Source organism: Pseudomonas sp. PDM01 (assembly GCF_014852325.1).
Lineage (GTDB): Bacteria > Pseudomonadota > Gammaproteobacteria > Pseudomonadales > Pseudomonadaceae > Aquipseudomonas > Aquipseudomonas migulae.
Window position 1 is genome coordinate 111,127 of record NZ_JACVBK010000008.1, and the last position, 19,314, is coordinate 130,440.

The 19,314-nt window shown below is 61.9% G+C and carries 18 protein-coding genes; 3 read left to right on the forward strand and 15 right to left on the reverse strand.

The window, feature by feature from the left end; genetic code table 11:
- Positions 1 to 421: 421 nt before the first annotated feature.
- From paaZ to paaA, 9 genes are all read right to left on the reverse strand, one after another.
- A complete protein-coding gene (paaZ, locus tag IB246_RS20380) occupies positions 422 to 2,476 on the reverse strand; it encodes a phenylacetic acid degradation bifunctional protein PaaZ (RefSeq protein WP_008044141.1) in 2,055 nt (684 codons plus the stop codon).
- A 58-nt stretch (positions 2,477 to 2,534) separates the two neighbouring features.
- Positions 2,535 to 3,788, reverse strand: a complete 1,254-nt coding sequence (locus IB246_RS20385) for an OprD family porin (RefSeq protein ID WP_008044140.1) — start codon at positions 3,786 to 3,788, stop codon at positions 2,535 to 2,537.
- Positions 3,789 to 3,820: 32 nt separating this feature from the next.
- Complete coding sequence (locus IB246_RS20390; RefSeq protein WP_008032374.1) at positions 3,821 to 5,467, reverse strand: cation acetate symporter; 1,647 nt, start codon at positions 5,465 to 5,467, stop codon at positions 3,821 to 3,823.
- Complete coding sequence (locus IB246_RS20395; protein ID WP_008032377.1) at positions 5,464 to 5,772, reverse strand: DUF485 domain-containing protein; 309 nt, start codon at positions 5,770 to 5,772, stop codon at positions 5,464 to 5,466. Before IB246_RS20395 ends, IB246_RS20390 begins: the two co-directional genes overlap by 4 nt.
- A 177-nt stretch (positions 5,773 to 5,949) precedes the next feature.
- A complete protein-coding gene (gene paaE / locus IB246_RS20400) occupies positions 5,950 to 7,026 on the reverse strand; it encodes a 1,2-phenylacetyl-CoA epoxidase subunit PaaE (protein WP_008044139.1) in 1,077 nt (358 codons plus the stop codon).
- A gap of 33 nt (positions 7,027 to 7,059) precedes the next feature.
- Positions 7,060 to 7,593 carry a 1,2-phenylacetyl-CoA epoxidase subunit PaaD gene (paaD, locus tag IB246_RS20405; RefSeq protein ID WP_008032381.1) on the reverse strand — a complete coding sequence of 178 codons (534 nt, stop codon included), beginning with the start codon at positions 7,591 to 7,593 and terminating at the stop codon, positions 7,060 to 7,062.
- Positions 7,580 to 8,341 carry a 1,2-phenylacetyl-CoA epoxidase subunit PaaC gene (paaC, locus tag IB246_RS20410; RefSeq protein WP_008044138.1) on the reverse strand — a complete coding sequence of 254 codons (762 nt, stop codon included), beginning with the start codon at positions 8,339 to 8,341 and terminating at the stop codon, positions 7,580 to 7,582. Before paaC ends, paaD begins: the two co-directional genes overlap by 14 nt.
- An 8-nt stretch (positions 8,342 to 8,349) precedes the next feature.
- Entirely contained in the window at positions 8,350 to 8,631 is a 282-nt protein-coding gene (paaB, locus tag IB246_RS20415; RefSeq protein ID WP_007943393.1) for a 1,2-phenylacetyl-CoA epoxidase subunit PaaB, read from the reverse strand.
- 28 nt (positions 8,632 to 8,659) lie between these two features.
- A complete protein-coding gene (paaA, locus tag IB246_RS20420; RefSeq protein WP_008032385.1) occupies positions 8,660 to 9,649 on the reverse strand; it encodes a 1,2-phenylacetyl-CoA epoxidase subunit PaaA in 990 nt (329 codons plus the stop codon).
- Positions 9,650 to 9,869: 220 nt separating this feature from the next.
- Between paaA and IB246_RS20425 the strand changes: the two genes are divergently transcribed.
- Positions 9,870 to 10,406 carry a hypothetical protein gene (locus IB246_RS20425; RefSeq protein ID WP_008044130.1) on the forward strand — a complete coding sequence of 179 codons (537 nt, stop codon included), beginning with the start codon at positions 9,870 to 9,872 and terminating at the stop codon, positions 10,404 to 10,406.
- A 632-nt stretch (positions 10,407 to 11,038) separates the two neighbouring features.
- Here IB246_RS20425 and paaK read toward each other — a convergent pair.
- The 6 genes from paaK to paaF all read right to left on the reverse strand — a co-directional run bounded on the left by paaK (position 11,039) and on the right by paaF (position 17,246).
- Positions 11,039 to 12,364 carry a phenylacetate--CoA ligase PaaK gene (gene paaK / locus IB246_RS20430; protein WP_192230164.1) on the reverse strand — a complete coding sequence of 442 codons (1,326 nt, stop codon included), beginning with the start codon at positions 12,362 to 12,364 and terminating at the stop codon, positions 11,039 to 11,041.
- A gap of 99 nt (positions 12,365 to 12,463) precedes the next feature.
- Entirely contained in the window at positions 12,464 to 13,675 is a 1,212-nt protein-coding gene (gene pcaF, locus IB246_RS20435; RefSeq protein WP_008038293.1) for a 3-oxoadipyl-CoA thiolase, read from the reverse strand.
- Positions 13,668 to 14,117 (reverse strand): hydroxyphenylacetyl-CoA thioesterase PaaI, encoded by a 450-nt coding sequence (paaI, locus tag IB246_RS20440; protein WP_008025274.1) that lies wholly within the window; start codon positions 14,115 to 14,117, stop codon positions 13,668 to 13,670. Before paaI ends, pcaF begins: the two co-directional genes overlap by 8 nt.
- Positions 14,110 to 15,627, reverse strand: coding sequence for a 3-hydroxyacyl-CoA dehydrogenase PaaH (gene paaH, locus IB246_RS20445; RefSeq protein ID WP_192230166.1), 1,518 nt, complete (start codon positions 15,625 to 15,627; stop codon positions 14,110 to 14,112). The genes paaI and paaH overlap by 8 nt, the downstream gene beginning before the upstream one ends.
- A gap of 3 nt (positions 15,628 to 15,630) precedes the next feature.
- Complete coding sequence (gene paaG, locus IB246_RS20450) at positions 15,631 to 16,422, reverse strand: 2-(1,2-epoxy-1,2-dihydrophenyl)acetyl-CoA isomerase PaaG (protein ID WP_008038297.1); 792 nt, start codon at positions 16,420 to 16,422, stop codon at positions 15,631 to 15,633.
- Between the two features lie 50 nt (positions 16,423 to 16,472).
- On the reverse strand, positions 16,473 to 17,246 hold the full coding sequence (paaF, locus tag IB246_RS20455; RefSeq protein ID WP_008038298.1) for a 2,3-dehydroadipyl-CoA hydratase PaaF: 774 nt from the start codon (positions 17,244 to 17,246) through the stop codon (positions 16,473 to 16,475).
- A 359-nt stretch (positions 17,247 to 17,605) separates the two neighbouring features.
- Between paaF and paaY the strand changes: the two genes are divergently transcribed.
- Both paaY and paaX read left to right on the forward strand, forming a co-directional pair.
- On the forward strand, positions 17,606 to 18,202 hold the full coding sequence (gene paaY / locus IB246_RS20460; RefSeq protein WP_008038299.1) for a phenylacetic acid degradation protein PaaY: 597 nt from the start codon (positions 17,606 to 17,608) through the stop codon (positions 18,200 to 18,202).
- Positions 18,203 to 18,350: 148 nt separating this feature from the next.
- Positions 18,351 to 19,274, forward strand: a complete 924-nt coding sequence (gene paaX / locus IB246_RS20465; RefSeq protein ID WP_008038300.1) for a phenylacetic acid degradation operon negative regulatory protein PaaX — start codon at positions 18,351 to 18,353, stop codon at positions 19,272 to 19,274.
- Positions 19,275 to 19,314 lie beyond the last annotated feature (40 nt).

Here is a 19,314-nt window from a genome sequence, read left to right on the forward strand (position 1 = left end):
CGGCCGTCATCGCCGGCAAGCCAGCTCCTACAGTGGATCGGTGTGAACGTTGAGACTGGCGTTCACACAAACCCCTTGTAGGAGCCGGCTTGCCGGCGATGTGGCCTTGGGATTTGCATCGATCATGCGGACGTCATCGCCGGCAAGCCGGCTCCTACAGTGGATCGGTGTGAACGTTGAAACTGGCGTTCACACAAAACCCTTGTAGGAGCCAGCTTGCTGGCGATGGGGCCTTTGGATTTGCATCGATCATGCAGCCGCCATCGCCGGCAAGCCAGCTCCTACAGTGGATCGGTGTGAACGTTGAGGCTGGCGTTCACGCAAAACCCTTGTAGGAGCCAGCTTGCTGGCGATGGGGCCTTTGGATTTGCATCGATCATGCGGACGCCATCGCCGGCAAGCCAGCGCCTACAGGACTGCGTCAATCCTCGCGTTTGACGACCAGCGTGAGGATGTCGTAACTGGCGACCAGTTCACCCAGCTGGTTGGTGACTTCCACGTCCCACGCCACCACGCCCTGCGGAATGCCCTGCGGGCTCTTTTTGCCCTGATCGATTTTGCGTTTGCAGGTCAGGCGCGCCTGGATGGTGTCGCCGATGCCCACCGGGTTGATGAAGCGCAACGTATCCAGGCCGTAGTTGGCCAGCACCGGGCCCGGTGCCGGGGAGACGAACAGACCAGCCGCCGCCGACAGCACGAAGTAACCGTGGGCGATGCGTTTGCCGAATTGCGATTCCTTGGCGGCGATCTCGTCGAAGTGCATGTAGAAGTGATCGCCGGACAGGCAGCCGAAGTTCACCAGATCGGCCTCGGTCACGGTGCGACGGTGGGTCAGCAGCGACTCGCCGATCTGCAGGTCCTGGAAGAACCGGCGGAACGGATGTACTTCAGTCTCGATGACCTTGGCGCCGCGCACGTATTCACCGGTGACGGCGGCGAGCATGGTCGGCGAGCCTTGCACGGCGGCGCGTTGCAGGTAGTGTTTTACCGCGCGCAGACCACCGAGCTCTTCACCGCCACCGGCACGACCCGGTCCGCCATGCTTGAGTTGTGGCAGGGGCGAGCCGTGGCCGGTGGATTCTGCGGCGGATTCGCGGTCCAGCACCAGCAAGCGACCGTGCCAGGCTGCCGCGACAGGAATGGCTTTGGCGGCGATCTGCGGATCCTTGGTGATCAGACTCGCCACCAGGCTGCCTTTGCCGCGCGCGGCCAGGACCAGTGCTTCGTCGAGGTCGTCGTAGGCCATCAGCGTGCTGACCGGGCCGAACGCTTCGATGTCGTGCGCGCCGCCTTCAGCGTGCGGGTCGCGGGCCTGCAACAGGGTCGGCGCGAAGAACGCACCCTGGCTGACGTTTTCGCCACGCGGTTCAAAACCGTCGCGAGCGCCAAACAGCATGTCGCTGCTTTGCAGCAGGCTTTCCAGGCGCTCGGCGACGTCTTTTTGCTGATCGTGAGAGGCCAGTGCCCCCATGCGCACGCCTTCCACCGACGGGTCGCCGACCACGACCTTCTTCAGGCGGTCGCGCAAACGGGTCGCGACGGCATCGATGTGTTTGGCCGGCACGATGGCGCGGCGGATGGCGGTGCATTTCTGCCCGGCCTTGGTGGTCATTTCCCGTGCGACTTCCTTGATGAACAGCTCGAACTCTTCGTCGTCCGGGGTCACGTCCGGGGCGAGGATCGCGCAGTTCAGCGAGTCGGCTTCGGCGTTGAACGGCACCGAGTTGCGGATCAGGTTCGGATTGACCCGCAGCTTCGCGGCAGTGTCGGCCGAACCGGTGAACGTCACCACGTCCTGGCCTTGCAGGCGGTCGAGCAAGTCACCGGTGCTGCCGATGATCAGTTGCAGGCTGCCCGCCGGCAGCAAGCCGGATTCGTCCATCAGCCGCACCACGGCTTCGGTCAAGTAGCTGGTGGCGCTGGCCGGTTTGACGATGCACGGCATGCCGGCGAGAAAGCTCGGCGCGAATTTTTCCAGCATGCCCCAGATCGGGAAGTTGAACGCATTGATGTGCACTGCAAGACCACCGCGCGGCACCAGAATGTGCGTGCCGGCGAAGGTGCCGAGCTTGCTCAGCTGCATCGCCGGGCCTTCGTGGACGATGTTGCCCGACGGCAGTTCCCGCGAGCCGAGGCTGGCGTAGGTGAACAGCGTGCTGTTGCCGCCCTCGATATCGATCCAGCTGTCGGCGCGGGTGGCGCCGCTGTGGTGGGAGATCGCGTAGAGCTGCTCCTTGCGTTCGCTCAGGTACAAGGCCAGTGCCTTGAGGCGTTGCGCCCGTTGCTGGAAGTCCAGCGCCATCAAGCCGCTGATGCCTTGGCGACGACCGTGCTCGACGGCTTCGGCGAAGTCCGGACGTTCCTCGTGGGTGCGTGCAATCTCGTGGCCGTCGATGGCGCTGCGCAGCACCTGGGCACCGTGTTGGCCGATCCAGCGACCGGCGATGAAACTTTGCAGGGTAGGGGCGTGAGACATCACGATTCCTCCAGGTTGTGAAAGGTGTTGGCGCGGCGGTAACCGCGCCCTTCAGGGATTACCAAAGCGCCACGGTGTAACCGACGATCAGCCGGTTTTCATCAAGGGCGGTGTTCAGGCCATTGCCGGAGCGGAAGGTCACGTTGCGCCAGCGCAGGCTGACGTCCTTGAACACGCCGCTCTGGATGACGTAACTGATGTCTGTGTCGCGCTCGCGCTCACGACCGTTGTCGACGGTGCCGGCCTTGACGTGGCGCCCGTCGGTGTAGCGGGTCATGAAGGTCAGGCCGGGAATGCCTTGCGCCGCGAAGTCGTAGTCGTAACGCAACTGCCAGGAGTCCTCGTCGGCGCGGGTGTAGGTGTTGAAGGTCACCAGGTTGACCACGTACGGATCGCCGCCGTTGAGGAACGGAAAGGCACTGTCGCCGGACAATTGCTGGTACGTGGCGCTGACCTTGTGGGCACCGTGGGACACGGTGAACATGCTGTTGAAGTTGCGGTTGTCGATGCGCCCGGCGCGTTCGGCGCCGTCGCCCCGGCTGTCGAAATAGCGCAGGTCGCTGCGCAGATTGAAACCGTTGCCCAGCGGCTGGGTATGCACCAATCCGACAAACTGCTGGCGATAAATCTGATCGAGCTTGCCGTAGTAGTAGCTCAGGTTCAGTTGCGGACTGAACGCGTAGCTGCCGCCGGCAAAGTCGAAGTGATCACTGCTGGCGGCGGCGTAACCGATGTCATCGTTGCTGGAGGAATCCCGCAGGTTGGCCTTGGTCAGGCGCCCGGTATTCAGCGTCAGGCCATTGATTTCCTGGCTGGTCAGCAAGCCACCTTCGAACGTCGAACCGAGCAGGCGGGTGTCGTTGTAAGTCGCCACCGGCAGCAAGGGTTGCAGGGTGCCGAGCTTCAACACGCTTTTCGATACCCGCAGCTTGCCGGTCAGCCCCAGCTCGCTGAACTCGTCCGCCGGCTCATGGCTTTTCGGACCGAAGGGCAGCAGCCCGGTGCCACGGCGATCCGGGCTGGAGTCGAGTTTCAATCCCAGCTCCCCCAACGCATCGAGACCGAAGCCTAAAGTGCCGTCGGTGAACCCGGACTCGATGCGTGCAGTGAAACCCTGCGCCCATTCTTCAGCCTTGGATTGCGCCGCGTTGTCCTGACGGAAATCGCGATTGATGTAGTGGTTGCGCATTTCAATGCGGGCCTTGCTGTCGTCGATGAAGTCGGCCATGGCGCTGGGGGCGACCATGGGCAGGCTCAATACGGCGGCCAGCGAAAACAGTGATTCGTAGGGTGCAGAACGTGCGGGCTTCATTGTTTTTATTCCCTGCCATCAGTCGGTCGTGATTAGTGCTTGCTGGCGCCGGAGGCACCGATGCCGGTCATCGAACGGATGAACTGCGCCAGGTAGCGGCCGCGCTCAAGGGCCGCTCGCGGCGAGGTGTCGGTGACCGAAAACAGCCAGGCACTGAAAAACGCGAGGCTCATGGAAAACAGCGCCGGGTTGGAGTACGGGAACAGCGCCTTGTCGTGATGCAACACGTTGACCCACACCGCCGGGCTCAGCACCAGCAGGACAATCGCCGAGACCAGCCCCGTCAGGCTGCCGGTGACCGCGCCGCGAGTGGTCAGGCCTTTCCAGTACATCGAAAGGAACAGCACCGGGAAATTCACCGACGCGGCGATGGCCAGCACCAGGCCGGAAAGGAACGCGATGTTCTGCGATTCGAACAGCAGGCCGAGGATGATCGCCAGCACGCCGATGCACAGCGTGGCTATGCGCGAGACGCGGATTTCCTGCTGCTCGGTGGCCTGGCCCTTGCGCATCACGCAGGCATACAAATCGTGGGACACCGCCGAGGCGCCGGACAACGCCAACCCTGCAACCACCGCCAGAATGGTGGCGAACGCGACTGCCGAGATGAAGCCGAGGAACAGGTTGCCGCCCACGGCTTGTGCCAGGTGCACGGCGATCATGTTGCCGCCGCCGATGATCGCGCCGCTGGCATCGCGGAACGCAGGATCGGTGCCGACCATGACGATGGCGCCGAAGCCGACGATGATCAGCAGCAAGTAGAAGTAACCGATGAAACCGGTGGCGTAGAACACGCTTTTACGCGCTTCCTTGGCATCGCTGACGGTGAAGAAACGCATCAGGATATGCGGCAGGCCGGCGGTGCCGAACATCATGCCCAAGCCCAGCGAGATCGCATCGATCGGGTTCGACAGCAAACCACCAGGCGCCATGATCGCGCTGCCCTTGGCGTGCACGGCAGTGGCGCCGGCGAACATCGCTTCGGTGCTGAAACCGAAATGCTTGAGCACCATGAACGCCATGAACGTGGTGCCGAACAGCAGCATCACCGCTTTGATGATCTGCACCCACGTGGTGGCGAGCATGCCGCCGAAGGTCACGTAGAACACCATCAACACACCGACCAGCATCACCGCGTAGAGGTAGTCGATGCCGAACAGCAACTCGATCAGCTTGCCGGCACCGACCATCTGCGCCACCAGGTACATCAACGCGACGGTCAGGGTGCCGAACGCCGAGGTCAGGCGCACCGGGGTTTGTTCCAGGCGATAAGAGACCACGTCGGCGAACGTATATTTGCCGAGGTTGCGCAGGCGCTCAGCGATCAGGAACAGGATGATCGGCCAGCCCGCCAACACGCCCAGGGCGTAGAGCAAGCCGTCGTAGCCATTGAGAAACATCATCGCCGAGATGCCGAGGAAGGACGCGGCCGAGATCATGTCGCCGGCAATCGCCAGGCCGTTCTGGAAGCCAGTCATGCCACCGCCGGCGGTGTAGAAATCGCTGGCGGAGCGGGTACGCAATGCGGCCCAACGTGTGACGCCGAGGGTGAACAGCACGAACACCAGGAACATGCCGATGGCGTTCCAGTTCAATGGGCGGGACGCGCCGTCGGCAGCGACCGCGAAGTCGGTGACCGCTGCCAGCGGCAACAGGAACAACGCCAGGAGCCGGCTCATCGGGCGCACTCCTGTTTCAGCTTTTCGTTGAGCGGATCAATCACGTTGTTGGCGCGATAGACGTAGAAACCGGTCAGCGCGAAGGCCAACACCACAATCACCACACCGACCAGCATGCCCACCGAGGTCACGCCGCCGCTCAAGGATTGGCCGAGGGTGGCGGGGGAGAACGCCACCAGCAACACGAAGCCGAAATAGATCACCAGCATGATCAGCGACAGCGACCAGTACAGGTTTTGTTTGCGACGAACCAGCTGGATGAAATCGGGGTGCTGGCGGATGAGTTCTACGTCTGTGGGTGTCATGGCACGCTCTCTGTTGTTTTTGTTGTTGTGGGGTGAAGCAGGTTCTTGGGGGCGCCCCGGTCCCTGTAGGAGCGAGGCTTGCCCGCGAAGAGGCCGGCAGATTCAACATTGATGTCGTCTGATGGTCAGTCTTCGCGGGCAAGCCTCGCTCCTACAGGTTCCGTGTTTGCCGGATAATCAGAGCTGGTCGAAATCCAGGATGACTTTGTCGCTGACCGGATACGCCTGGCACGACAGCACGTAACCGGCGGCCACTTCGTAGTCTTCCAGGGCGTGGTTGCTGTCCATTTCCACTTCGCCTTCGATGACCTTGCATTTGCACGTCGAGCACACGCCGGCCTTGCACGAGTAAGGCAGTTCGGCGCCCTGGGCGTTGCCGGCATCGAGGATGCTCTGGCTGTTGCGCGGCAGGTCGAAGGCCAGCGCGCGGCCGTCGCTGATGACGGTGATCTGACTGACCGCCGCATCAACTTGCCGTGCAGCCTCGCGAGCCTCGCGTTTTTGCTGGCTGCCAGCGGCGGCGAACAGTTCAAAATGGATGCGCTCCGGTGCCATGCCCTTGGCCTTGAGGCTGTCGCGCACGGTTTCGGTCATCTCCTGCGGGCCACAGATGAATGCCGCATCGAGGGCTTTGACATCGAGCCAGCGGGAGAACAGTTGCTCGCATTTCTCGGCGTTGATCCGGCCGTTGTACAGGTCGACATCCTGCTGCTCGCGGCTGAACACGAAGATCAGGTTCAGACGCTGCAAGTAGCGGTTTTTCAAATCTTCGAGCTGTTCACGGAACAGCGCGCCGGAACTTGAGCGGTTGCCATACAGCAGCGTGACGCGGCTGTGCGGTTCGGTTTGCAGGGTGGTCTTGATGATCGACAGGATCGGCGTGATGCCGCTGCCCGCCGCCACGGCCAGGTAATTACCGTGGCGTTGTGGGTCGAGTTCGACGCAGAAGTGCCCGGCCGGCGGCATCACTTCCAGGCTGTGCCCGGCCTTGAGCTGCTCATTGGCGAATGCGGAGAAACGCCCGCCGGCCACACGCTTGATCGCGACGCGCAGTTCGCCGTCATTGACGCCGGTGCAAATCGAATACGAACGACGCACTTCTTCGCCATCCATCTGCGTGCGCATCACCAGGTGCTGGCCCTGGGTGAAGTGAAAACTGTCTTGCAGGTGCTGCGGAATATCGAAGGCGATGGACACCGCGTCACGGGTTTCGGCGCGCACGTCCTTGATGGTCAGGCTGTGAAATTTGCTCATTATTGTTCTCCAGCTGGGACGGCCGATCGCCGCTCAGATGCACTTGAAATAGTCGAACGGCTCGCGGCAATCGACGCAGCGGTACAACGCCTTGCACGCGGTGGAACCGAACTCGCTGAGCACTTCGGTGTGCGCGCTGCCGCATTGCGGGCAGACGATCACCGGGCTTTCGCCGAGCAGGCTGCGTTTGCTGGTGCTGCCGTCGGGCGGTGCGATGCCATAAGCGCGCAGGCGTTCGCGGCCAATGTCGGTGATCCAGTCGGTGGTCCACGCCGGGGTCAATTTGCGTTCCAGTTGCGGTGCCCTGAAGCCGGCAAGTTCCAGCGCATCGCGGATGTCGCTTTCAATCACCTCGGTGGCGGGGCAGCCGGAGTAGGTCGGCGTGACCACCACGTGCAAGTGGCCGGCTTGCCAGTCGAGATCGCGCACGATGCCGAGGTCGACCACGCTGACCACCGGCACTTCCGGGTCCATGACCTGCGCCAGGGTCGCCCACGCGGCGGCCAGGTCGGTCGGTTGGGCCGGCCGGGCGCCGAGGTCGCTGGCGATCAGCTCACCAGGTTGCATCGGGGTACGCTCGTGGCAGGAATTGCATCTCCGCCAACAGGATGCCGAGGTGTTCGGTGTGCAGCCCCTTGCGCGCATTCAGGTAGAAATAGCTCGGCGCGGCAGGCACGGGCAGGGTGGCGCTGGCGAAAATCTTGTTGACTGTGGCTTGCCACGCGGCCGCGACGGTGGCGATGTCCGGGGTGATGCCGGCTTCGCACAGACGCTGTTCGCTGTCATCGGCGGCGATCAGTTCCACGGTAAAGCGCCAGACCTCAGGGATCGCTGCGAGCATGCGCTTGTGGCTTTCCTCGGTGCCGTCGCCCAGACGCTCGACCCACTCGCTGGAGCGGCGCAGGTGATAGGTGACTTCCTTTACGGCTTTGGCAGCGATCGCGGCGATGCGCTCATCGCTGGACTGGCTCAGACCTTTAAGCACTTCCAGGTGCCAGGCGTCATACAGGAACTGCTTGAGGATGGTCACCGCGTAATCGCCGTTGGGTTGTTCCACCAGCAGCAGGTTGCGATAGGCGCGCTCGTCGCGACGGAACGCCAGGTGATCGGCATCGCGATCGTCGCCCAGCAGTTCAGCGGCGTACTCCAGCCAGTTGCGCGCCTGGCCGACCAGGTCGAGGCCGACGTTCATCAGCGCCAGTTCTTCTTCCAGCGCCGGCGCCTTGCCGCACCATTGGCACAGGCGCTGGCCCTGGATCAGGGCGCTGTCGCCGAGGCGCAGCAGGTATTCGATCAGATCGGTGTTGTTATTCATGGTCGACCTCACATGTGCCCGACTTCGGCCGGCAGCTCGTAGAAGCTGGCATGGCGATAAACCTTGTCGTCCGACGGGTCGAACAGCGGGTCTTTTTCATCCGGCGACGAGGCGGTGATCAGTGCCGACGGCACGACCCACAGGCTCACGCCTTCACTGCGACGGGTGTACAACTCACGCGCGTTCTCGATGGCCATGGTGGTGTCGGCGGCATGCACGCTGCCGACGTGCTTGTGGTTGAGGCCGTGCTTGCTGCGCACGAAGACTTCGAAAAGGGTCCATTCGGACATGGCGGTGTCTCCAGATCAGGTGGCCGAATCAGGCGGCGTTCTTGTTTTGTTTTTTGCGGGCGTGGGCAACTGCGGCTTCGCGGACCCAGGCGCCGTCTTCAATGGCTTTGCGGCGAGTGGCGACGCGTTCCTGGTTGCACGGGCCGTTGCCCTTGAGCACTTCGTAGAACTCGCTCCACTGGATTTCACCGAAGTCGTAATGGCCGCGTTCGGCGTTCCACTTCAGGTCCGGATCGGGGCAGGTGCAACCGAGCAATTCGAGTTGCGGGATGGTCTGGTCGATGAAGCGCTGGCGCAGTTCGTCGTTGCTCTGGCGCTTGATTTTCCAGGCCATGGACTGGGCGCTGTTCGGCGAGTGTTCGTCGCTCGGGCCGAACATCATCAGCGACGGCCACCACAGGCGGTTGATCGCGTCCTGGACCATGTCTTTTTGCGCCTGATTGCCGTGGCGCATCATGGTCAAAAGGATTTCGTAGCCTTGGCGCTGGTGGAAACTTTCTTCCTTGCAGATGCGCACCATGGCCCGGGAGTAGGGGCCGTATGAGGTGCGCTGTAACACCACCTGATTGACGATCGCGGCGCCGTCCACCAGCCAGCCCACTGCGCCCATGTCGGCCCAGTTCAGGGTCGGGTAGTTGAAGATGCTCGAGTACTTGGCCTTGCCGCTGTGCAGCTTGGCGATTTCTTCGTCGCGGTCGGCGCCGAGGGTTTCCATGGCGCTGTACAGGTACAGGCCGTGGCCGGCTTCGTCCTGAATCTTGGCCATCAATTGCAGTTTGCGTTTGAGCGATGGCGCGCGGGTGACCCAGTTGCCTTCGGGCAGCATGCCGACGATTTCCGAGTGGGCGTGCTGCGAGATCTGCCGGATCAGGGTCTGGCGATAGGCATCAGGCATCCAGTTTTTCGCTTCGATCTTGATTTCTGAATCGATTTTTTCCTGGAAGGCGCGTTCCTGTTCGGACATTTCCGACAGGTCCTTGATGCGCTTAACGCCGGTTTCTACGAGCTGTGCGTACATTGGGGGTCTCCCGCCTTGAATCTGATCGAGGGCATGGAGAACTTTATAAGCGATACAGAATTTAATATCAAACACAAAATATCGTGTCGTATGTTTTTTTGTATCGCTTTCGACGTACGGGGCGAGTCCGGTTTCTGGACAGCCTGATGGCGCCTTAGTAGCATCCGCTGCTTACCGACTGGGCGACTCGTCGTCGGTGACGGAATTTCAAGGAGTGGGCATGCAGGATTTCACCTTCGGTAAGGTCAGGATTCATTTTCACATCGAGCATGGGGTGGTGATCAGCAATACGCCGAGCCGTCGTGTGGTATGGATCAGAACGAAGGGAGGCGATGAGCTCCGTCTGGAATATGCTTTTGAAGATTTCCATTTACGCAAAGGTCATGAGGTTTACGTGATCTACGCCGGAAGTTCACACAAGGAAGACATGTACCCCGTGCTTCTGCGCAATCACAATCTTTCCCTCAGTTTCGACTTGGAATCGAGTGATTTTCTCTACCAGGAATTGATCCCGACTATGCGCGCCAACGGGTGGATTTTGGCGGTTCTGTTGATCCCGTGGCCTTTCATCTTTTTTCTGTCCGGCCAGTGGTGGGGAGGGATCGTGCTGCCGATGATCTATTTAATGACAGTGGGAAAGTTCGACGACAAGCGCAAAGCACGACTGGTGCCTGAGCTGGATAACCACATCTACATGCTGGACAGGCGCGCCACTGCCAGACGCGTCGTCACAAGAGCGCTCTCGCGTAATCTCTGACTCGTTCGTTGTGGTTCACATGACCCTGTAGGAGCTGGCTTGTCGGGTCGCCGCACCGCAGCGATGGGCGTCAACGATGACGCGGGTTGTCTGGATGAACGCGGTGTCTGGACGCTTTTCGCCAGCAAGCCGGCTCCTACAGGGAATCGCGTACGCTTTTGATTTCCACCACTCATCAGGCCGAGCGTTAGCTCGCCTTCAGCTTTTGATCTGAGCGCCCCCTCGAGAGGCCGAGCGCAGGTTCTGCGCAGTGGGCAACCCGGCATGGATGCCGGGTTAGCCGCCCCCGGCCATGGATGGCCGATGGCGGCGGGCCCACGGAGCAGGACCGGAGCGAGGGCATGGTGAGCATTAGCGAGGCACCGAACGAAAGGGGCAAGAGCCCTTGGTTACTTGGGGCTTTTCCAAGTGACTCGCCGTAAGGGCGAAACCATTAGCGGCCGTTACCGCAGGAATGGATATGTACACCCTCATATAGCCATCGCCGGCAAGCCGGCTCCTACAAGGACCGTGTACATCCACGAGAATCGGGTTGCCTATAAAGCCTTCGCGAGCAGGCTCGCTCCCACAGGATTCTCACGCGTACACCCAAAAAAAAGCCCCGCAAAAGCGGGGCTTAAAGGGTGCAGCAGTCATGCTTTCGGGCGTTTGTCCATTACGTGACAAGCCTTGCCCTCAGAGCGCTTGATCGAATGCAGAGGCTGCAAAACAATCCGCGAACTGATCCCGATATACGTCTTGATGTGCTTGCTCAACTCGCCACAAACAGCCCTCTGCTGCTCATCGCTCAAGTGCTGGTGTTCAGCCTTCAACTCGACATGCACATCCACGCTGTCCAGGTTCCCGTTGCGATACAGATGAATCTCATAACACTCTGAAAGCTGTTTGATTTTCAGTACCTGCTCCTCGATCTGCGTCGGAAACACGTTAACCCCGCGAATGATCAACATGTCATCGCTACGCCCGGTGATCTTGTCGATCCGCCGCATCGGCCGCGCAGTCCCTGGCAGCAGGCGCGTCAGGTCACGGGTGCGGTAGCGGATCATCGGCAAGGCTTCCTTGCTCAGGGACGTGAACACCAGCTCGCCCATCTGCCCGTCCGGCAGCACTTCACCGGTGACCGGGTCGATGATTTCCGGGTAGAAATGGTCTTCCCAGATCGTCGGCCCGTCCTTGGTTTCGGCGCATTCCATGGCGACGCCCGGCCCCATGATTTCCGAGAGGCCGTAGATGTCCAGTGCGGTGATGCCCAAACGGTTCTCGATGGCGCTGCGCAGTTCGCCGGTCCACGGCTCGGCACCGAAGATGCCCAGGCGCAGGGCCAGTTTGTGCGGGTCGATGCCCTGGCGCTCGATTTCATCGGCGATGTTGAGCATGTACGACGGCGTGACCATGATGATGTCCGGCTGGAAATCCTTGATCAGTTGCACTTGCTTTTCAGTCTGGCCGCCGGACATCGGAATCACCGTGCAACCCAGGCGTTCGGCACCGTAGTGCGCGCCGAGACCGCCGGTGAACAGGCCGTAGCCATAGGAAATGTGCACTTTGTCGCCACGTCGGCCACCGGCTGCGCGGATCGAGCGAGCGACCACGTTGGCCCAGGTGTCGATGTCGTTCTGCGTGTAACCGACGACGGTCGGTTTGCCAGTGGTGCCGCTGGATGCGTGCAGGCGCACCACGTCCTGCATCGGCACGGCAAACATGCCGTAGGGGTAGTTGTCGCGCAGGTCGGATTTGGTGGTGAACGGAAACTTCGCCAGGTCTTCCAGGGACTTGATGTCATCCGGGTGCACGCCCAGTGCATCAAAGCGCTGACGGTACAGCGGCACGTTTTTGTAGGCGTGGTTGAGGCTCCAGCGCAGGCGTTCCAGCTGGTGCTGACGGAGTTCGTCAATGCTGGCGATTTCCAGCGGGTCCAGCACGGGATCAAGCACGGCTTTGGCAATTGGCATGTTCATAACTTCACTCGAATTATTTTTGTGTTTCAGCCCGGCCGCAGCCGGGCTTTGAGTGCATGCCCCAAGGATACCTCTAGGCTCCCCGGGAATCGCGATTCTTTAGTCGGACAAGCGCTCAATGATCAGCGCAATGCCCTGGCCGACGCCGATGCACATGGTGCACAACGCGTAGCGGCCCTGACGTTCTTCCAGTTCGTGCAGGGCGGTGGTCACCAGCCGCGCGCCGCTCATGCCCAATGGGTGGCCGAGGGCGATGGCGCCGCCATTCGGGTTGACCCGCGGGTCGGTGTCGCTCAAACCCAGTTCGCGCAACACCGCCAGGCCTTGCGCGGCGAAGGCTTCGTTGAGTTCGATCACGTCCATGTCGGCGAGGCTCAGGTTGGCCAGTTCCAGCACTTTGCGCGTCGCTGGCACCGGGCCGATGCCCATGATGCGCGGCTCGACGCCGGCAGTGGCCATGGCCACAACCCGGCCGCGAGCCTTCAGGCCGTGGCGTTTGGCGACCGCCGGGCTGGCCAGCAACAGCGCGCAAGCGCCGTCATTGACCCCGGAGGCATTGCCGGCGGTGACGCTGCCACCTTCGCGAAACGGCGTGCCGAGCTTCTGCAACTGCTCAAGCGTGGTGTCGCCGCGGGGGTGTTCGTCATGCTCGACGACTTTGGCCGGGCCTTTGCGCTGCGGGATTTCCACCGCGACGATTTCCTTGGCCAGACGCCCACTGGCCTGGGCCGCGCCGGCACGTTGCTGGCTGCGCAGGGCGAAAGCGTCCTGGTCGGCGCGGGAGATGTTGAACTGCTCGGCGACGTTCTCGGCGGTTTCCGGCATCGAGTCGATGCCGTAGGTTTTTTTCATCAGCGGATTGACGAAGCGCCAGCCGATGGTGGTGTCGTAGACCTGCGCATCCCGAGAGAAGGCCTGTTCGGCCTTGCCCATGACCAACGGCGCGCGGGACATCGATTCGACGCCGCCGACCAGCATCAGCCCGGCTTCGCCGCAACGAATCGCCCGCGCTGCGGTGCCGATGGCATCCAGCCCGGAACCGCACAAGCGGTTGAGCGTGGTGCCCGGCACGCTGACCGGCAACCCGGCCAACAGCGCCGACATGCGCGCGACGTTGCGGTTGTCTTCGCCGGCCTGGTTGGCACAGCCGTAGATCACATCATCCACGGCATTCCAGTTGACCTGCGGGTGGCGGCGCAGCAGTTCGCGCATCGGCATTGCACCGAGGTCGTCGGCACGTACGCTGCTCAAGGCACCAGCGTAGCGGCCGATCGGGGTCCGCACGGCGTCGATGATCAAGGCGTCATTCATTCGGGGTCTCCTGCGCGAGCACAGCGCCGCGCACTTTGTAGGATTTGCCATGGAACAGCGCGATCAGCTGGCCCAGTTGGTTTTCAATCCGCACGTCGTAGTTGCCGGTGCGACCGGAGCGGCTCTGCTCGGTGCAATCGGCGGTCAAGGTGTCGCCCAGGCGTGCCGGGGCGATGTAGTCGATGCTGCAACCGATGGCCACGGTGGCTTCGTTGTAGCTGTTGCAGGCAAAGGCAAACGCCGAGTCGGCGAGGGCGAACAGGTAACCGCCGTGGCAAGTGCCGTGGCCCTGAATCATGTCGGCGCGCACGCTCATGCCGACGCGGGCGCAGCCCGGTGCCGCCGAAAGCAGACGCATGCCCATGGCCTGGCTCGCGGCATCGCGCTTGAACATCGTTTGCGCGCAGTTGCTGGCCAGGTTCATTGCTTCGTGATTAGTCATGGAACGTCCTCCCTTCAGCGACGCGGCGGCGCAACAGCAGCGACGGTCGATAGCGTTGTTCGCCGTAGCTCGTTTGCAGGTTTTCCAGCACGTTGAGGATGTGCGCGAGGCCAATGGCGTCGGCCCAGGCCAACGGGCCTTGCGGGTAATTGACCCCGGCGCGCATCGCCAGATCGATGTCGGCGGCCGAGGCCACGCCTTGCAGTACTGCGTCGGCGGCTTCGTTGGCGAGCATCGCCACCGTGCGCAACACCGCGAGCGCGGGGCTGTCGGTGAGTTGGCTGACTTTGAATCCAGTGCGTTGCAGCAGTGCGACGCCGTGTTCGAGTGCCGAAGGGGAGATGTCTGCCGAGCAACTGATGGCGATGCGGCTGGCCTTGCCGTAGTCGAAGGCCAGGTCCAGCAGGATCAGATTGCGCAGCCCGTCTTCTTTCGCCCGCTGACAGGCCATGCGCCCGTCGCTAAGCGCCAGCACGGCATCGCCGACTTTCAACAGGCCTTGGCCATCGCGCTGAATGACGTTGATCTGATGTTCGCGCAGACGCGCAATCAACGCGTTGGCGATGCCGAGATCACCTTCCACGACGCAGGTTTCAACCGGCTGATCGCTGCTGATAGAGGTCGGCTGTGGTCGCGAGGCATCCTCGCCATAACGGTAGAAACCATGGCCGCTCTTGCGACCCAGGCGCCCGGCGTCGACCAATTCCTTCTGAATCAGCGAAGGCAGAAAACGTGTATCCCCGTAATAGGCATCAAACACCGAACAGGTCACGGCATAGTTGACGTCATGGCCGATCAGGTCGGTCAGTTCGAAGGCGCCCATCGCAAAACCACCGGCCTCGCGCATCAGCGCATCCAGCGTCGGGCAATCCGCCGCGCCTTCCTGCAGCAGGCGCAGGCTTTCGGCGTAGAACGGGCGGGCGACGCGGTTGACGATAAAGCTCGGCGTAGAGCGGGTGTGTACGGGTTTTTTGCCCCAGGCTTTGGCGGTGTCGTACAGGCACTCGGCCAACGCCGGATCGCTGGCCAGCCCGGAAACGATTTCCACCAGCGCCATGACCGGCGCCGGGTTGAAAAAGTGCAAACCGAGCAAGCGTTGCGGATGGTTCAACTGCGCAGCGATGCTGGTGATCGACAGCGACGAGGTGTTGCTCGCCAGAATGCAGTGCTCACCGCAGATGTCTTCCAGTTGGCGAAAGAGCGCGCGTTTGACCTCAAGGTTTTCGACGATGGCTTCGATGATCAGCTCGCACTCGGCCAGCGCTTCGATGGCTTCCACGGCGTGCAGGCGCGCAATCGTTGCGCTGCGCGACTCGGCGGACAGTTTGCCGTTCTCGACCCGTTTGCCCAGTTGTCGATCAATGCCTTCAATGGCCTGGGCCGCAGCGCCGGGGCGATTGTCCAGCAGCAATACCGGATGACCGGCCTGCGCCGCGACCTGGGCAATGCCTGCGCCCATGGCGCCGGCGCCGATCACCGCGATGCGCGCGTTAGTGTTCAGTGCGGTCATGACTCAGCGCCCCTTGAAGCTTGGGCTGCGTTTTTCCATGAAGGCGCTGACGCCTTCACGGTAATCCTCGCTGCGCCCGGCCAGGCGTTGCAGGTCTTTTTCCAGCTCCAGTTGTTCGTCGAAGGTGTTGCTCAGGCTGGCGTTGAGGCTGCGCTTGATCAGCGCCAGGCCGTACGTCGGTTGCGTGGCCAGATGGCGGGCGAGGGTCAGGGCTTCATTGCGCAATTCGGCGTCATCCACCACGCGGTAGATCAGCCCCCATTGCTCGGCTTGCTCGGCGCTCAGGCGATTACCGAGCAAGGCCAGCGCCTTGGCGCGGGCCATGCCGACCAGGCGTGGCAAGGTCCAGGTGCCGCCGGAATCCGGGATCAAACCGATCTTGCAGAAGGCCTGGATGAAGCTCGCCGAACGCGCTGCCAATACCAGATCGCAAGCCAGTGGAATGTTGGCGCCGGCGCCGGCCGCCACGCCATTGACCGCGCAGATCACCGGCAGCGGCAGGTCGCGCAACTGGCGGATCAGCGGGTTGTAGAACTTCTCGATGGACTCGCCCAGATCCGGCACGGCGCTGCCCGGCGCGACATTGCGGTCGCTGAGGTCTTGCCCGGCGCAGAATCCGCGACCTTCACCGGTCAGCAGCAGTACGCGCACGTCCGGGTTCTGCCGAACCTGCTTGAGCGCTTCCTTCACTTCGCCGTGCATCTGCGTGTTGAAGCTGTTGAGTTGGTCCGGGCGATTGAGGCTCAGCAGGGCAACGCCGGCCTCGATGGAAAACAGGATGTGTTCGAAGTTCATGGTCTTGGCGTTCTCTGGGAGGTCGTTCGAATGCGTTATCGGTGGCCGGATTACTGGCCAGTGAAGGTCGGCGTGCGCTTTTGCTGAAAGGCCGCGATGCCTTCGTCACGGTCGCGGGTGCCGGCCAGCACGGTGAAGGCGTGGCGCTCGAAACGCAGGCCGCTGGCGAGGTCGGTGTCCATCGCCTTGAGCAGCGCTTCCTTGGCCAGGCGCACCGCCAGCGGTGCTTTCGTGGCAATGCTGCGGGCGATCTGCAGCGCACGCTCGACGGTGAATTCCGGTTGGGTGACTTCGCTGACCAGCCCGGCGCGCTGGGCCTGGCGGGCGTCGATCGGCTCGCCGGTCAGGACCATCTGCATGGCCATGGATTTGCCGACGGCGCGCAGCAAACGTTGAGTGCCGCCGGCGCCGGGCATGATTCCGAGGTTGATTTCCGGCTGGCCGAAACGTGCGTCCTCGCTGGCGATGATGATGTCGGCGTGCATCGCCAGTTCGCAGCCGCCGCCGAGGGCGAAGCCGTTGACGGCGGCGATCAGCGGTTTGTTGAAGCGGGTGATGGTTTGCCACGACGCCTGGCGCGGGTCGTCGAGGATGCCGACCAGATTGCGCTCGGCCATTTCCTTGATGTCGGCACCGGCCGCGAAGGCTTTGCGGCTACCGGTCAGGACCACGACGCGAGTCTCGGCATCGGCTTGCGCGGCCGTCAGTTCGTCCGCCAGTTCACCCAGCAATTGGGTGGTCAGGGCATTCAGCGCTTGCGGACGCTGCAACGTAATCAGGCGGACGCCCGGTTCGAGGAATTCGACAGCAAGGGTTAGAGGCATGGCGGATGCCCTCACGGTGCACGCTCGGCTGTAATGCCGGCTCATTATTGGATCGGCGCGTAGGCCGGTTTTGCCGGAGTATACCTACAACGTGATACGTAAATGCAATACAAAAATAGATTTAATGTGTCCTATCGTCGGGTTTGTGGTTTTATGGCTTTGGTTTGAATGGCTTTGATCAAGCGCTGGATACGCCTGTTTTATTGGTTTTAGCCGGGGTTTTATCGTCTAAATAGACGCGGCAGGCCCGTGGCTTTGTAAGTGATACGGTTTTTGTGCTTTGTTAATGTAAAAGTGATGTGATACAAAATGAGTCTGCATCGGCATCGCTTTGTGAATGCTCTATAAGGAAACGCCCCATGACCTGCTACAGCCTCGATGGCCTGACTCCGGTGGTTGACCCCAGCGCTTACGTTCATCCGTCCGCCGTGCTGATCGGCGACGTGATCATCGGTCCCCATTGCTACGTCGGTCCGCTGGCGAGTCTGCGCGGTGACTTCGGCCGGATCGTGCTGGAGGAGGGCGCCAATCTGCAGGACACCTGCGTGATGCACGGTTTTCCGGACAGCGACACCGTGGTCGAGCGCAACGGCCACATCGGCCATGGCGCGGTGTTGCACGGCTGCCGGATTGGCGCCGACGCGTTGGTGGGGATGAATGCGGTGGTGATGGATAATGCGCGCATCGGTGCCCGCTCATTCGTCTCGGCCGCGGCCTTCGTCAAGGCCGGTTTCGAAGGCCCCGAGCAGTCGCTGATCATGGGCGCGCCGGCCAGCGTCAAGCGCAGCCTCAGCGATGAAGAGGTGTCGTGGAAGCAGGCGGGCACTCGTGAATATCAGCAACTGGCCAAGCGTTGCCTGGAGCAGATGCAAGTCTGCGAGCCGCTGACCGAACCGGAGCCCGACCGCCCGCGTATCAGCGACAGCGGCCTGCGGCCAAAAGGCAGTTCTCTATGAGAACGCAATCCCCTGTAGGAGCCGGCTTGCTGGCGATCGCGGTGTGTCAGTCGAGATTAATGTTTCTGGCACACCGCGATCGCCAGCAAGCCGGCTCCTACAAAGGAAATTCGGTATATTCCTTTTCTTTTTTCAGCTCGGTACGCCCATGTCGTCCCTGACACCCTTGAACCATCTGATTACCCGCTTCCAGGAGCAGACGCCGATCCGCGCCAGTTCCTTGATCATCACGCTGTACGGGGATGCCATCGAACCCCACGGCGGCACGGTGTGGCTGGGCAGCCTGATTCAGTTGCTCGAGCCCATCGGCATCAATGAACGGCTGATCCGCACCTCGATTTTTCGCCTGACCAAGGAAGGCTGGCTGACCGCCGAAAAAGTCGGGCGTCGCAGCTACTACAGCCTGACCGGCGCCGGCCGTCGGCGTTTCGACAAAGCTTTCAAGCGGGTCTACAGCTCCACCGTTCCGGCCTGGGACGGTTCGTGGTGCCTGGTGATGCTCACGCAACTGACCCAGGACAAGCGCAAACAAGTGCGCGAAGAACTGGAGTGGCAAGGTTTTGGTGCGATCTCGCCCGCCGTGCTGGCCTGCCCGCGCAGTGATCGGGCCGACGTCAACGCGACCTTGCTCGACCTGGGTGCCCAGGAAGACACCATCGTCTTCGAAACCACCGCACAAGACGTGCTTGCCTCCAAGGCCCTGCGTTTGCAGGTGCGCGAGAGCTGGAACATCGAGGAGCTGGCGGCCCATTACAGCGAGTTCATCCAGCTGTTCCGACCGCTCTGGCAAGCGCTTCGCGAGCAGGAAAACCTGCAACCGTCGGACTGCTTCCTGGCACGGGTCCTGCTTATTCACGAGTACCGCAAACTGCTGCTGCGTGACCCGCAATTACCGGACGAGTTGTTGCCCGGCGATTGGGAAGGACGCGCCGCCCGCCAGTTGTGCCGCAACATTTACCGGCTGATCTACGCCAAGGCCGAAGAGTGGTTGAACAATGCACTGGAAACCGCCGATGGTCCGTTGCCGGACGTGGGCGAAAGCTTTTATCGGCGCTTTGGCGGGCTTAAGTAACCCGTCTGTTTCCGTAGGAGCGGCACTGTTCAGGAGAACC

Excerpts from the sequence above, each read along its gene's own strand:
- paaZ (WP_008044141.1), bottom strand. The coding sequence starts at position 2,476 with ATGTCTCACGCCCCTACCCTGCAAAGTTTCATCGCCGGTCGCTGGATC.
- IB246_RS20385 (WP_008044140.1), bottom strand. The coding sequence starts at position 3,788 with ATGAAGCCCGCACGTTCTGCACCCTACGAATCACTGTTTTCGCTGGCC.
- IB246_RS20390 (WP_008032374.1), bottom strand. The coding sequence starts at position 5,467 with ATGAGCCGGCTCCTGGCGTTGTTCCTGTTGCCGCTGGCAGCGGTCACC.
- IB246_RS20395 (WP_008032377.1), bottom strand. The coding sequence starts at position 5,772 with ATGACACCCACAGACGTAGAACTCATCCGCCAGCACCCCGATTTCATC.
- paaE (WP_008044139.1), bottom strand. The coding sequence starts at position 7,026 with ATGAGCAAATTTCACAGCCTGACCATCAAGGACGTGCGCGCCGAAACC.
- paaD (WP_008032381.1), bottom strand. The coding sequence starts at position 7,593 with ATGCAACCTGGTGAGCTGATCGCCAGCGACCTCGGCGCCCGGCCGGCC.
- paaC (WP_008044138.1), bottom strand. The coding sequence starts at position 8,341 with ATGAATAACAACACCGATCTGATCGAATACCTGCTGCGCCTCGGCGAC.
- paaB (WP_007943393.1), bottom strand. The coding sequence starts at position 8,631 with ATGTCCGAATGGACCCTTTTCGAAGTCTTCGTGCGCAGCAAGCACGGC.
- paaA (WP_008032385.1), bottom strand. The coding sequence starts at position 9,649 with ATGTACGCACAGCTCGTAGAAACCGGCGTTAAGCGCATCAAGGACCTG.
- IB246_RS20425 (WP_008044130.1), top strand. The coding sequence starts at position 9,870 with ATGCAGGATTTCACCTTCGGTAAGGTCAGGATTCATTTTCACATCGAG.
- paaK (WP_192230164.1), bottom strand. The coding sequence starts at position 12,364 with ATGAACATGCCAATTGCCAAAGCCGTGCTTGATCCCGTGCTGGACCCG.
- pcaF (WP_008038293.1), bottom strand. The coding sequence starts at position 13,675 with ATGAATGACGCCTTGATCATCGACGCCGTGCGGACCCCGATCGGCCGC.
- paaI (WP_008025274.1), bottom strand. The coding sequence starts at position 14,117 with ATGACTAATCACGAAGCAATGAACCTGGCCAGCAACTGCGCGCAAACG.
- paaH (WP_192230166.1), bottom strand. The coding sequence starts at position 15,627 with ATGACCGCACTGAACACTAACGCGCGCATCGCGGTGATCGGCGCCGGC.
- paaG (WP_008038297.1), bottom strand. The coding sequence starts at position 16,422 with ATGAACTTCGAACACATCCTGTTTTCCATCGAGGCCGGCGTTGCCCTG.
- paaF (WP_008038298.1), bottom strand. The coding sequence starts at position 17,246 with ATGCCTCTAACCCTTGCTGTCGAATTCCTCGAACCGGGCGTCCGCCTG.
- paaY (WP_008038299.1), top strand. The coding sequence starts at position 17,606 with ATGACCTGCTACAGCCTCGATGGCCTGACTCCGGTGGTTGACCCCAGC.
- paaX (WP_008038300.1), top strand. The coding sequence starts at position 18,351 with ATGTCGTCCCTGACACCCTTGAACCATCTGATTACCCGCTTCCAGGAG.